Below are 11,920 nucleotides of genomic sequence, written 5' to 3'. Positions count from 1 at the left end.
GTGGCTAAGGAAAAATTTGAGCGTTCCAAACCGCACGTCAACGTCGGCACAATCGGTCACGTCGACCACGGCAAGACCACTCTGACTGCGGCCCTGACCCGCGTCTCTGCCGAGGTGTTCGGCGGCGACTGGCGCGAGTTCGACACCATCGACAACGCCCCGGAAGAGCGTGAGCGCGGCATCACCATCGCCACCTCTCACGTTGAGTACCAGTCCGAGCAGCGTCACTACGCCCACGTCGACTGCCCCGGCCACGCCGACTACGTCAAGAACATGATCACCGGTGCCGCCCAGATGGACGGCGCTATCCTGGTCTGTTCGGCTGCCGACGGCCCCATGCCGCAGACCCGTGAGCACATCCTGCTGTCCCGTCAGGTCGGCGTGCCCTACATCGTCGTGTTCCTGAACAAGGCCGACATGGTCGATGACGAGGAGCTGCTCGAGCTGGTCGAGATGGAAGTTCGCGAGCTGCTCAACGAGTACGACTTCCCGGGCGACGACACCCCGATCATCACCGGCTCTGCCCTGATGGCGCTGGAAGGCAAGGATGACAACGGCATGGGCACCACCGCCGTTGCCAACCTGATCAAGGCCCTGGACGACTACATCCCGGAGCCGGAGCGCGCCATCGACCAGCCGTTCCTGATGCCGATCGAGGACGTCTTCTCCATCTCCGGCCGCGGCACCGTGGTCACCGGCCGTATCGAGCGCGGCATCGTCAAGGCTGGCGAAGAGATCGAGATCGTCGGCATCCGCGACACCACCAAGACCACCGTCACCGGTGTCGAGATGTTCCGCAAGCTGCTCGACGAAGGTCGTGCCGGTGAGAACGTCGGCGCCCTGCTGCGCGGCACCAAGCGTGACGAGGTCGAGCGTGGCCAGGTGCTGGCCAAGCCGGGCAGCATCACCCCGCACACCGTCTTCGAGGCCGAAGTCTACGTGCTGTCAAAGGAAGAGGGTGGTCGTCACACTCCCTTCTTCAAGGGCTACCGTCCGCAGTTCTACTTCCGCACCACCGACGTGACCGGTACCTGTGAGCTGCCGGAAGGCGTCGAGATGGTCATGCCGGGCGACAACGTCAAGATGGTCGTGACCCTGATTGCCCCGATCGCCATGGATGACGGCCTGCGCTTCGCCATCCGTGAAGGCGGCCGCACCGTCGGCGCCGGCGTCGTGGCCAAGATCCTCAAGTAAGCTTCGGCGACTCGATGATCGAAGGGGGCTCCTGGCGGGCCCCCTTTCTGCGCACCGCGGGGAGTGTTTGACACTGGCCTGCGGCGTGCCTATAATGCGCATCCTTTGAATGCGTGGGTAGACGGCTCGCGCCGTCGAGATCCATTGGAGTTAAGGGCAAATGCAGAACCAGAAGATTCGCATTCGGTTGAAGGCCTTCGACCATCGCCTGATCGACCAGTCCGCCGCGGAGATCGTAGAGACCGCCAAGCGTACCGGCGCCCAGGTTCGTGGTCCGATTCCTCTGCCGACCAATCGCGAGCGGTACACCGTGCTGATCTCGCCGCACGTCAACAAGGACGCGCGTGACCAGTACGAGATCCGTACCCACAAGCGTGTGCTCGACATCGTCGAACCCACGGAAAAGACCGTTGACGCCCTGATGAAGCTCGACCTCGCCGCCGGCGTGGACGTGCAGATCAAGCTCGACTGATTCCACACTAGACACCCGCGGCCCAGCGCTCATCGCCTCTTCTGAAGGGGCAGCATGAGCAGCAGCCGCCGCGCCGTGAGGCGCCATACAACGTGCTAGTGGAATGCTCTGGAAAGGGCAGCCATAGCGGGTGATAGCCCCGTACACTATAGGAGACTGAGAATGACTATCGGTTTGGTCGGTAGGAAGGCCGGGATGACCCGCGTCTTCGCCGAGGATGGCGCTTCCGTGCCCGTGACCGTGATCGAGGTTGAGCCTAACCGCATCACCCGCGTCAAGACCGTCGAGTCCGACGGCTACGCCGCGGTTCAGGTGACAACCGGCTCCCGCAAGGCCAAGCACCTCACCAAAGCCCAGGCGGGTCAGTACGCCAAGGCGGGTGTCGAGGCCGGTCGTTCGCTGATGGAGTTCCGCCTGGAAGCAGGCGATGAGGCTCCGGAAGTGGGCGGCGAATTCACCGTATCCCTCTTCGAAGCTGGTCAGAAGATCGACGTGACCGGCACTTCCAAGGGCAAGGGCTTCCAGGGCGCCGTCAAACGCTGGAACTTCCGCACCCAGGACAACAGCCACGGCAACTCCCTGTCGCATCGCGCGCCGGGTTCCATCGGCATGTGCCAGACTCCGGGCCGCGTGTTCAAGGGCAAGAAGATGGCAGGCCAGATGGGCAATGTGCGTTGTACCGTCCAGAGCCTCGAAGTCGTGCGCGTCGACGCCGAACGCAACCTGCTGCTGGTCAAGGGCGCCGTGCCCGGTGCCACCGGTAGTGACGTCGTCGTGCGCAGCGCCGTCAAAGCTGGCTGAAGGGGATAACACCGATGAATCTGAATCTTGCTGCCGGCGCCGGCACCGTCGAAGTGTCCGACGCCACCTTTGGCAAAGAATTCAATGAAGCGCTTGTGCACCAGGTCGTCACCGCTTATCTGGCCGGTGGTCGTCAGGGAACTCGCGCTCAGAAAAACCGTTCCGACGTGCGTGGCGGCGGCAAGAAGCCGTGGCGCCAGAAGGGCACCGGTCGTGCCCGTGCCGGTACCATTCGCTCCCCGCTGTGGCGCAGTGGCGGCGTGACCTTCGCGGCGCGTCCCCAGGACCACAGCCAGAAGGTCAACCGCAAGATGTACCGTGCGGCGATGCGCGCCATCCTCTCCGAGCTGGTTCGCCAGGACCGCCTGGTGGCCGTCGAGGAGATCACCGTCGAGGCGCCCAAGACCAAGCAGCTGGTCGCCAAGCTCGGTGAGCTGGGCCTGGAGAAGGTGCTGATCGTCACCGAGGAAGTCGACGAGAAGCTCTACCTGGCCGCCCGCAACATCCCCAACGTGGATGTGGTGGACGTGGCTGCCGCTGACCCGGTGAGTCTGATCGCCTTCGACAAGGTGCTGGTCACCGTCTCCGCCCTGCGTAAATTCGAGGAGAAGCTGGCATGAACCAGGAGCGTGTATTCAAGGTCCTGCTGGGTCCGCACGTGACCGAGAAGGCCGCCATGGCTGCCGAACGCAACCAGTACGTGTTCAAGGTGGCCAGCGACGCGACCAAGCCTGAGATCAAGAAGGCCGTCGAGGCTCTGTTCGGCAAGAAGGTCGACCGCGTTCAGACGCTGAACGTAAAGGGCAAGACCAAGCGCACCGCGCACGGTCTGGGTCATCGCAAGGGTTACCGCAAGGCCTACGTCACGCTGGCCGGCGGCGAGACCCTCGAAGACTTCTCTGGCGCCGAATAAGGGCAGGAGTACGGACAATGGCAATCGTCAAGACCAAACCCACATCCGCCGGTCGTCGCCACGTCGTCAAGATCGTCGGCGAAGACCTGCACAAGGGCAAGCCCTACGCGCCGCTGCTCGAGAAGCAGTCGCGCAGCGGTGGGCGCAACAACAACGGTCGTATCACCACCCGTCACGTGGGCGGTGGTCACCGTCAGCACTACCGGGTCATCGACTTCAAGCGCACCAAGGATGGCGTTCCGGCCATCGTCGAGCGTCTCGAATACGATCCGAACCGCAGCGCCCATATTGCGCTGCTCAAGTATCTGGACGGTGAGCGTCGCTACATCATCGCGCCCAAGGGCGTGAGTGCCGGCGATCGTCTCGAGTCCGGCGTGAACGCAGCCATCAAGAAGGGCAATGCCCTGCCGCTGCGCAACATCCCGCTGGGTTCCACCGTGCACTGCATCGAGCTCAAGCCCGGCAAGGGCGCCCAGATCGCACGCAGTGCCGGCACCAGCGCCCAGCTGGTCGCCCGTGAAGGCAACTACGCCACCCTGCGTCTGCGCTCCGGCGAGATGCGCAAGGTGCTGAGCGAGTGCCGTGCGACCCTGGGGGAGGTGAGCAACTCCGAGCACAGCCTGCGTCAGCTTGGCAAGGCCGGTGCGAAGCGCTGGAGAGGTGTGCGTCCGACCGTTCGCGGCGTGGCCATGAACCCGGTGGATCACCCGCACGGCGGCGGTGAAGGCCGCACCAGCGGTGGTCGTCATCCGGTGACCCCGTGGGGCATCCCCACCAAGGGCCACAAGACCCGCAAGAACAAGCGCACCGACAAGCTGATCGTCCGTCGCCGCAAGGCCAAGTAACACACTTTAAGAGGTAACGGCTGTGCCACGTTCACTGAAGAAAGGTCCCTTTATTGACCTTCATCTGCTGAAGAAGGTTGAGGCTGCAGTGGAGAAGAGCGACCGCAAACCGATCAAGACCTGGTCGCGTCGTTCCATGATCCTGCCCAACATGGTCGGGCTCACCATTGCAGTCCATAACGGTCGCCAACATGTCCCGGTGCACGTCTCCGAGGAAATGGTTGGCCACAAGCTGGGCGAATTCGCTGCTACCCGCACCTATCGCGGTCATGTGGCGGACAAGAAAGCCAAACGGTAAGCCAGAGAGGATTGAGAGATGGAAGTCACAGCTAAGCTGCGTGGCGCTCGTTTATCCGCCCAGAAGGCCCGTTTGGTGGCTGACCAGGTGCGCGGTAAGCCGGTCGCCGAGGCGCTGGACCTGCTGACCTTCTCACCGAAGAAGGCTGCCAAGCTGGTCAAGAAGGTGCTGCAGTCCGCCATTGCGAATGCGGAAGAAAACAACGGCATGGATATCGACGAGCTGCGTGTCTCGACCATCTGCGTCGATGAGGGCATGACGCTCAAGCGTATCAAGCCGCGTGCCAAGGGCCGCGCGGATCGTATCTTGAAGCGCACCTGCCACATCACCGTCAAGGTAGCCGAGAAGTAGGAGTCGACCAGATGGGTCAGAAAGTCAATCCAACAGGCATCCGACTGGGTATCGTCAAGGACCATACCTCTGTTTGGTACGCCGAGCGCGGCGCCTATGCCGACAAGCTGAACAATGACCTCGAAGTGCGTCGCTTCCTGGAAGAGCGTCTGAAGAACGCCTCCGTGAGCCGCATCACCATCGAGCGTCCGGCCAACAACGCACGCATCACCATTCACACCGCCCGCCCGGGCATCGTGATCGGCAAGAAGGGCGAGGACGTCGATCGCCTGCGTCGTGAGGTCACCCAGATGATGGGCGTGCCCGTGCACGTCAACATCGAGGAAGTTCGCAAGCCCGAGCTGGACGCCATGCTCGTGGCGCAGAACATCGCCGGCCAGCTCGAGCGCCGCGTCATGTTCCGTCGCGCCATGAAGCGCGCGGTGCAGAACGCCATGCGCCTGGGTGCCGGCGGCATCAAGGTGCAGCTCTCCGGTCGCCTCGGCGGCGCGGAAATTGCCCGCACCGAGTGGTACCGCGAAGGTCGCGTTCCGCTGCACACCCTGCGTGCGGACATCGACTACGCCACCTACGAAGCCAAGACCACCTACGGCATCATCGGTGTCAAGGTCTGGGTCTTCAAGGGTGAAATCCTCGGGGGCATCGAGGAGGTCCGCGCCAAGGCGAAGCAGCCTCAGGCCGCGCCCTCCAAGAAGAAAGGTTCCAGGTAAGGGGAGAGCGAGTCGATGTTACAACCCAAGCGTATGAAATTCCGCAAGATGCAGAAGGGCCGTAACCGTGGCCTGGCGCATCGCGGAAGCAAGATCAGCTTCGGGGAATATGGCCTGAAGGCAACTGGTCGCGGCCGCATCACGGCGCGCCAGATCGAAGCCGGCCGTCGTGCGATCACCCGTCACGTCAAGCGTGGCGGCAAGATCTGGATCCGCGTATTCCCCGACAAGCCGATTTCCAAGAAGCCGCTCGAAGTCCGTATGGGTAAGGGCAAGGGCTCCGTCGAGTACTGGGTGGCACAGATTCAGCCGGGCCGGGTGCTCTACGAGATCGAGGGCGTGTCCGAAGAGCTGGCCCGTGAGGCCTTCACGCTCGCCGCCCAGAAGATGCCCGTGTCCACCACCTTTGTGAAACGGACGGTGATGTGATGAAAGCCCAGGAAATTCGTGAAAAGTCAGTCGAGCAGCTCCAGGAGCAGCTCCTCGAACTCCTCCGCGAGCAGTTCAACCTGCGCATGCAGAAGGCCACCGGCCAGCTCAGCCAGACTCATCTGGTCAAGCAGGTTCGTCGGGATATCGCCCGGGTGAAGACTGTGCTCAACGAGAAGGCAGGTGACTGAGATGGCCGAAGAGAAGAAAGCCCGTACGCTCACCGGCAAGGTGGTGAGCGACAAGATGGACAAGTCCATCGTCGTGATGATCGAGCGCCGCGAGCGTCATCCGATCTACGGCAAGTACGTCAAGCGCTCCACCAAGCTGCACGCCCATGACGAGGCGAACCAGGCGAAGGCCGGTGACACGGTCTCCATTCAGGAGTGCCGTCCGCTGTCCAAGAAGAAGTCCTGGACACTGGTCGAAGTGGTCGAGCAGGCCAAGGGCTGATCGGCTTACGCCTGTCAAACCAGTGCAGTCAGATTAGGTTTGGAGAAAACCGATGATTCAGACTCAGACAATGCTGGATGTCGCCGACAACAGCGGGGCGCGCCGGGTGCAGTGCATCAAGGTGCTGGGCGGTTCACACCGTCGCTATGCCCACGTTGGCGACATCATCAAGGTCACGGTGAAGGAAGCCATCCCGCGTGGCAAGGTCAAGAAGGGCCAGGTCCTCAAGGCGGTGGTGGTTCGCACCCGTAGCGGCGTCCGTCGTCCCGACGGTTCGCTGATCCGCTTCGACGGAAATGCGGCGGTTCTGTTGAACAACACCAACGAGCAGCCGATCGGCACCCGTATCTTCGGGCCGGTGACCCGTGAGCTTCGCAATGAGAAGTTCATGAAGATCATTTCCTTGGCGCCTGAAGTGCTGTAAGGAGCGAGGCGGATATGCAAAAGATCAAACGTGACGATGAAGTAGTCGTCATCGCCGGCAAGGACAAGGGCAAGAGAGGCACCGTCAAGCGCGTCCTCAAGGACGACCGCTTTGTCGTGTCCGGTGTGAACATGATCAAGCGTCACACCAAGCCCAACCCCATGGCGGGCAATCAGGGCGGTATCGTCGAGCGCGAGGCTCCGATTCACGCGTCCAACGTAGCCATCTTCAATCAGGAGACCGGTAAGGCGGATCGCGTCGGCTTCCAGGTTAAGGAAGACGGTACCAAGGTACGTATCTACAAGTCGACGCAGACGCAGATCGACGCCTAACGCGAGTCGGGTAGCAAAATGGCGAACTTGAAAGAACGTTATCAGAACGAGGTGGTGGCTCAACTCAAAGAGCAGTTCAGCTACGCCAACGTGATGCAGGTGCCCCGGATCACCAAGGTGACGCTGAACATGGGCATCGGCGAGGCGACCAGCGACAAGAAGCTGATCGACAACGCCATCGGCGACCTGGAGAAGCTCTCCGGTCAGAAGCCGGTGGTGACCAAGGCACGCAAGTCCATCGCGGGCTTCAAGGTGCGTGAAGGCTGGCCGATCGGGATCAAGGTGACCCTGCGCTCCGCGCGCATGTGGGACTTCCTCGATCGCCTGGTGAACATCGCGATCCCCCGCGTTCGTGACTTCCGTGGTCTCAACCCGAAGTCCTTCGACGGTCGTGGCAACTACTCCATGGGGGTGCGTGAGCAGATCATCTTCCCGGAGATCGAGTATGATAAGATCGATCGGATCCGGGGTCTGGATGTCACCATCACCACCACCGCCAAAACCGATGACGAAGGTCGTGCGCTGCTCAGCGCACTGAACTTCCCGTTCAAGAAATAAGGGTGGGATCATGGCAAAGAAGAGCATGATGGAGCGTGAGCTCAAGCGCACCAAGCTGGTGGCGAAGTATGCCGCCAAGCGTGCGGCGCTGAAGGCAATCATCCAGGATGTCAACACTTCCGACGAAGAGCGCTTCGAGGCAACGCTGAAGCTGCAGCAGCTGCCGCGCGACTCCAGCCCGGTACGCCAGCGCAACCGCTGCCGTATCACTGGCCGTCCGCACGGCTTCTACAACAAGTTCGGCCTCGGCCGCAACAAGCTGCGTGAAGCCGCCATGCGTGGCGACGTGCCCGGGCTCAAGAAGTCCAGCTGGTAACGCCACGTAGAGATATCAGGAGCGCAACGTTAATGAGCATGCAAGACACTCTGGCGGATATGTTCACCCGTATCCGCAATGCGCAGATGGCCACCAAGGAGACGGTCACCATGCCGTCCTCCAAGCTGAAGGTCGAGGTGGCCCGCGTGCTGAAGGATGAGGGCTACATCACCGACTTCGCGGTGACCGAGAGCGCCAAGCCCGAGCTGACCGTAACCCTCAAGTACTTCGAGGGCAAGCCGGTCATCGAGCACCTGCAGCGCGTGTCCAAGCCGTCCCTGCGCCAGTACAAGGGCAAGGACGCGCTGCCGAAGGTCGCCGATGGCCTGGGGATCGCGATCGTCACTACCTCCAACGGGGTGATGACCGATCGCGCGGCTCGCAAGGCCGGTGTCGGTGGCGAAGTCATCTGCACCGTATTCTAGGAGTTTGGAATGTCCCGCGTAGCCAAATATCCGGTTAAAGTGCCTGCTGGCGTCGAGATCAAGCTCGACGATACCCAGCTGACCGCCAAGGGCGGACAGGGCACACTGTCCCTGACCATCCACCCCGATGTGGCAATCAGTCAGGAAGAGGGTCAGCTGACCTTCGCGCCGAGCGAGTCCGCCAAGAGCTGGGCGATGGTCGGCACCACCCGTGCCCTGGTCCAGAACCTGGTCACCGGCGTGAGCGAAGGCTTCACCCGCTCCCTCGAAATCGTAGGCGTCGGTTATCGTGCCCAGGCCAAGGGCCAGACGCTCAATCTGTCACTGGGCTTCTCGCACCCGGTCGATTACACGCTGCCTGAGGGTGTCACGGCGGAAACGCCCAAGAACACCCAGATCGTGCTGAAGAGCGCGGACAAGCAGAAGCTCGGCCAGGTCGCCGCGGAAATCCGCGCCTTCCGTCCGCCCGAGCCCTACAAGGGCAAGGGTGTGCGGTACGCCGACGAGCAGGTGCGTCGCAAAGAAGCCAAGAAGAAGTAAGGCAGGGTTATGAACGCGAAGAAAGAATCTCGTCTCCGTCGTGCCCGCCGCGCTCGCGCCAAGATCCGCGAGCTGGGCGTGTATCGCCTGTGTGTCAACCGTACCCCCCGTCACATCTACGCGCAGATCATCTCGCCCGATGGTGGCAAGGTCCTCGCCAGCGCCTCCACGCTGGACAAGGCCCTGCGTGAGGGTGCAACCGGCAACGCCGACGCCGCCGCTAAGGTGGGCGCCCTGATTGCCGAGCGCGCCAAGCAGGCGGGCATCACCCAGGTAGCCTTCGATCGCGCCGGTTTCAAGTACCACGGCCGCGTGAAGGCCCTGGCCGACGCCGCTCGTGAAGGCGGCCTGGAATTCTAAAGGGTTTTACGATGGCGAAGAATGAACAGCAGAGCGGCGACCTCCAGGAGAAGCTGGTCCAGGTCAACCGTGTCGCCAAGGTGGTCAAGGGTGGCCGTATCTTCGGCTTCACCGCCCTGACCGTCGTGGGCGATGGCAAGGGCCGTGTCGGCTTCGGTCGCGGCAAGGCGCGTGAAGTGCCGGTCGCGATCCAGAAGGCGATGGACCAGGCTCGCCGCAATATGGTCAAGGTCAACCTCGCGGGTGGCACCCTGCAGTACCCGGTCAAGGCCCGTCACGGCGCCTCCAAGGTGTACATGCAGCCGGCGTCCGAGGGTACCGGTATCATCGCCGGCGGCGCCATGCGCTCCGTGCTCGAGCTGGCGGGCGTCCATGACGTCCTGGCCAAGTGCTACGGCTCCACCAATCCGGTGAACGTGGTACGGGCTACCGTCAAGGGCCTGTCGGGCATGCAAGCGCCGGAAGACATCGCCGCCAAGCGCGGTCTGTCTGTCGAAGCGATCACGGGGTAAATACCATGGCAGCAACACTCAAGGTTACCCAGACCCGCAGCACCATCGGCATCCTGCCCAAGCACAAGGCCACCATGAAGGGCCTCGGGCTGCGCCGCATCGGTCACACGGTTGAACTGGAAGACACCCCTGCCGTGCGCGGCATGGTCCACAAGGTCAACTACCTTGTGCGCATTGAGGGAGAGTAATCCATGAAACTCAATAGCCTGAGCCCGGCACCGGGCTCCAAGCACGCCGAGAAGCGCGTCGGTCGTGGTATCGGCTCCGGTCTGGGCAAGACCGGTGGCCGTGGCCACAAGGGCCAGAAGTCGCGCAGCGGCGGCAGCGTCAAGCCCGGCTTCGAGGGCGGTCAGATGCCGCTGCAGCGGCGTCTGCCGAAGTTCGGCTTCACCTCCATGAAGTCGCTGGTCTCCGAGGAAGTGCGCCTGGCCGAACTGGCCAAGGTCGAAGGTGACGAGGTCACCCTCGAGACTCTGAAGCAGGCCAACGTGCTGAAGGACGCCACGCTGCATGCGAAGGTGATCCTGTCCGGCGAACTGAACAAGGCGGTCACCGTCCGCGGCATCAAGGTCACCAAGGGTGCCCGTGCCGCGATCGAGGCCGCCGGCGGCAAGGTAGAGGACTAAATGGCCAAGTCAGGAAAGATGCCGGCGATGGGCAGCGGTCTGAGTGAACTGTGGGCGCGTCTGCGCTTCGTGCTCCTCGCCATCGTGGTGTACCGAATCGGTGCCCACATCCCCGTGCCCGGTATGAATCCTGACCAGCTTGCTGCCTTGTTCAGGGAGCAGCAGGGCACCATCCTCGGCATGTTCAACATGTTTTCGGGTGGCGCCCTGGAGCGCATGAGCATCTTCGCCCTGGGCATCATGCCCTACATCTCGGCGTCGATCATCATGCAGCTGCTGACCGCGGTCTCGCCCCATCTTGAGCAGCTCAAGAAGGAGGGCGAGGCCGGCCGCCGCAAGATCAGCCAGTACACCCGCTACGGCACCGTGTTCCTGGCGCTGGTTCAGGGCACCGGCATGTCCGTGGGCCTGGCCAACCAGGGCATCGCCTACACGGCCGACTTCAGCTTCTTTTTCACCGCCATCGTGACCTTCGTCTGCGGTGCGGTGTTCCTGATGTGGCTGGGCGAGCAGATCACCGAGAAGGGGATCGGCAACGGCATCTCGCTGCTGATCTTTGCCGGTATCGTCGCCGGACTGCCGAGTGCCGTGGGGCAAGCCTTCGAGCTGGCGCGCAATGAAGGCGCCTGGAACGTGCTGCCGCTGCTGGCCCTCTCCGTGCTGGGTGTCGCTACCGTGGCCTTCGTGGTGTTCATCGAGCGCGGCCAGCGCCGCATCACGGTGAACTATCCGCGGCGCCAGGTCGGCAACAAGATGTACGCCGGCCAGAGCAGCTACCTGCCGCTGAAGGTGAACATGGCGGGCGTCATCCCGGCGATCTTCGCCTCGAGCATCCTGCTGTTCCCCGCCTCGCTGGGTCAGTGGGTGGGCACTGGCGACGGTCTCGAGTGGCTGCAGCGGGCGTCTCAGGCCCTGGGCCCGGGTCAGCCGCTGCACATCTTGCTTTTTGGTGCGGCGGTGATATTCTTCTGCTTCTTTTACACAGCGCTGGTCTTCAATCCCAAGGACGTCGCCGACAACCTCAAGAAGTCGGGTGCCTTCCTGCCTGGGATTCGCCCGGGCGAGCAGACCGCTCGCTATGTCGACAAGGTCATGACCCGTCTGACCCTGTTCGGTGCCTTGTACATCACTGCGGTTTCCCTGATGCCCCAGTTCCTGATCGTGGCCTGGAACGTGCCCTTCTTCTTCGGAGGCACGGCGCTGCTGATCGTGGTGGTGGTCATCATGGACTTCATGGCCCAGGTGCAGTCGCATCTCATGTCGCACCAGTACGAGTCGGTAATGAAGAAGTCCAACCTGAAAGGCTACGGCAGCGGCGGCATCATGCGCTGACGCGCCACAGGCCGACCTGGCGCGCCGCA

Annotated in this window: 23 protein-coding genes; all 23 read left to right on the top strand. The window is 62.6% G+C overall.

All coding sequences use genetic code 11. The features are described from left to right. On the top strand, positions 1-1,194 hold the full coding sequence (gene tuf / locus J5F18_RS20320; RefSeq protein ID WP_346300303.1) for an elongation factor Tu: 1,194 nt from the start codon (positions 1-3) through the stop codon (positions 1,192-1,194). Between the two features lie 160 nt (positions 1,195-1,354). Further along, positions 1,355-1,666: a 30S ribosomal protein S10 gene (gene rpsJ / locus J5F18_RS20315; RefSeq protein ID WP_021819602.1), complete on the top strand. Its 312-nt coding sequence runs from the start codon at positions 1,355-1,357 to the stop codon at positions 1,664-1,666. Positions 1,667-1,828: 162 nt separating this feature from the next. Continuing rightward, on the top strand, positions 1,829-2,467 hold the full coding sequence (gene rplC, locus J5F18_RS20310) for a 50S ribosomal protein L3 (RefSeq protein WP_346300302.1): 639 nt from the start codon (positions 1,829-1,831) through the stop codon (positions 2,465-2,467). Between the two features lie 14 nt (positions 2,468-2,481). Next, the gene (gene rplD / locus J5F18_RS20305; protein WP_346300301.1) at positions 2,482-3,087 is read left to right on the top strand and encodes a 50S ribosomal protein L4; all 606 of its coding nucleotides are present in this window, start codon (positions 2,482-2,484) and stop codon (positions 3,085-3,087) included. Then, entirely contained in the window at positions 3,084-3,380 is a 297-nt protein-coding gene (gene rplW, locus J5F18_RS20300) for a 50S ribosomal protein L23 (RefSeq protein ID WP_346300300.1), read from the top strand. Before rplD ends, rplW begins: the two co-directional genes overlap by 4 nt. Before the next feature lie 17 nt (positions 3,381-3,397). Continuing rightward, a complete protein-coding gene (rplB, locus tag J5F18_RS20295; RefSeq protein WP_346300299.1) occupies positions 3,398-4,225 on the top strand; it encodes a 50S ribosomal protein L2 in 828 nt (275 codons plus the stop codon). Positions 4,226-4,247: 22 nt separating this feature from the next. Further along, complete coding sequence (gene rpsS, locus J5F18_RS20290) at positions 4,248-4,523, top strand: 30S ribosomal protein S19 (RefSeq protein ID WP_346300298.1); 276 nt, start codon at positions 4,248-4,250, stop codon at positions 4,521-4,523. Positions 4,524-4,541: 18 nt separating this feature from the next. Beyond that, a complete protein-coding gene (rplV, locus tag J5F18_RS20285) occupies positions 4,542-4,874 on the top strand; it encodes a 50S ribosomal protein L22 (RefSeq protein WP_010626471.1) in 333 nt (110 codons plus the stop codon). Positions 4,875-4,885: 11 nt separating this feature from the next. Next, entirely contained in the window at positions 4,886-5,584 is a 699-nt protein-coding gene (gene rpsC, locus J5F18_RS20280; protein ID WP_346300297.1) for a 30S ribosomal protein S3, read from the top strand. Between the two features lie 15 nt (positions 5,585-5,599). After that, positions 5,600-6,013 carry a 50S ribosomal protein L16 gene (gene rplP / locus J5F18_RS20275; protein ID WP_110070673.1) on the top strand — a complete coding sequence of 138 codons (414 nt, stop codon included), beginning with the start codon at positions 5,600-5,602 and terminating at the stop codon, positions 6,011-6,013. After that, positions 6,013-6,204, top strand: coding sequence for a 50S ribosomal protein L29 (gene rpmC, locus J5F18_RS20270; protein WP_346300296.1), 192 nt, complete (start codon positions 6,013-6,015; stop codon positions 6,202-6,204). The genes rplP and rpmC overlap by 1 nt, the downstream gene beginning before the upstream one ends. A 1-nt stretch (position 6,205) precedes the next feature. Further along, positions 6,206-6,466 carry a 30S ribosomal protein S17 gene (gene rpsQ / locus J5F18_RS20265; protein ID WP_346300295.1) on the top strand — a complete coding sequence of 87 codons (261 nt, stop codon included), beginning with the start codon at positions 6,206-6,208 and terminating at the stop codon, positions 6,464-6,466. A gap of 52 nt (positions 6,467-6,518) precedes the next feature. Continuing rightward, positions 6,519-6,890, top strand: a complete 372-nt coding sequence (rplN, locus tag J5F18_RS20260) for a 50S ribosomal protein L14 (protein ID WP_183332926.1) — start codon at positions 6,519-6,521, stop codon at positions 6,888-6,890. Positions 6,891-6,904: 14 nt separating this feature from the next. Next, on the top strand, positions 6,905-7,222 hold the full coding sequence (gene rplX, locus J5F18_RS20255; protein WP_346300294.1) for a 50S ribosomal protein L24: 318 nt from the start codon (positions 6,905-6,907) through the stop codon (positions 7,220-7,222). 18 nt (positions 7,223-7,240) lie between these two features. Continuing rightward, positions 7,241-7,780, top strand: a complete 540-nt coding sequence (gene rplE / locus J5F18_RS20250) for a 50S ribosomal protein L5 (protein WP_346300293.1) — start codon at positions 7,241-7,243, stop codon at positions 7,778-7,780. 10 nt (positions 7,781-7,790) lie between these two features. Continuing rightward, positions 7,791-8,096 (top strand): 30S ribosomal protein S14, encoded by a 306-nt coding sequence (gene rpsN, locus J5F18_RS20245; RefSeq protein WP_346300292.1) that lies wholly within the window; start codon positions 7,791-7,793, stop codon positions 8,094-8,096. Positions 8,097-8,128: 32 nt separating this feature from the next. Continuing rightward, the gene (gene rpsH / locus J5F18_RS20240; RefSeq protein WP_346300291.1) at positions 8,129-8,521 is read left to right on the top strand and encodes a 30S ribosomal protein S8; all 393 of its coding nucleotides are present in this window, start codon (positions 8,129-8,131) and stop codon (positions 8,519-8,521) included. 9 nt (positions 8,522-8,530) lie between these two features. Then, entirely contained in the window at positions 8,531-9,061 is a 531-nt protein-coding gene (gene rplF, locus J5F18_RS20235) for a 50S ribosomal protein L6 (protein ID WP_346300290.1), read from the top strand. 9 nt (positions 9,062-9,070) lie between these two features. Continuing rightward, complete coding sequence (gene rplR / locus J5F18_RS20230; protein WP_102626746.1) at positions 9,071-9,421, top strand: 50S ribosomal protein L18; 351 nt, start codon at positions 9,071-9,073, stop codon at positions 9,419-9,421. Between the two features lie 11 nt (positions 9,422-9,432). Next, positions 9,433-9,933, top strand: coding sequence for a 30S ribosomal protein S5 (gene rpsE, locus J5F18_RS20225; RefSeq protein WP_346300289.1), 501 nt, complete (start codon positions 9,433-9,435; stop codon positions 9,931-9,933). A gap of 5 nt (positions 9,934-9,938) precedes the next feature. Beyond that, a complete protein-coding gene (rpmD, locus tag J5F18_RS20220) occupies positions 9,939-10,121 on the top strand; it encodes a 50S ribosomal protein L30 (protein WP_346300288.1) in 183 nt (60 codons plus the stop codon). A 3-nt stretch (positions 10,122-10,124) separates the two neighbouring features. After that, positions 10,125-10,559: a 50S ribosomal protein L15 gene (gene rplO / locus J5F18_RS20215; protein ID WP_346300287.1), complete on the top strand. Its 435-nt coding sequence runs from the start codon at positions 10,125-10,127 to the stop codon at positions 10,557-10,559. Next, positions 10,560-11,891 (top strand): preprotein translocase subunit SecY, encoded by a 1,332-nt coding sequence (gene secY / locus J5F18_RS20210; protein WP_346300286.1) that lies wholly within the window; start codon positions 10,560-10,562, stop codon positions 11,889-11,891. Positions 11,892-11,920 lie beyond the last annotated feature (29 nt).

The sequence above is a fragment of the Halomonas sp. BM-2019 genome, from assembly GCF_017584085.1.
This window is presented reverse-complemented; position numbering and strand designations above follow the sequence as displayed.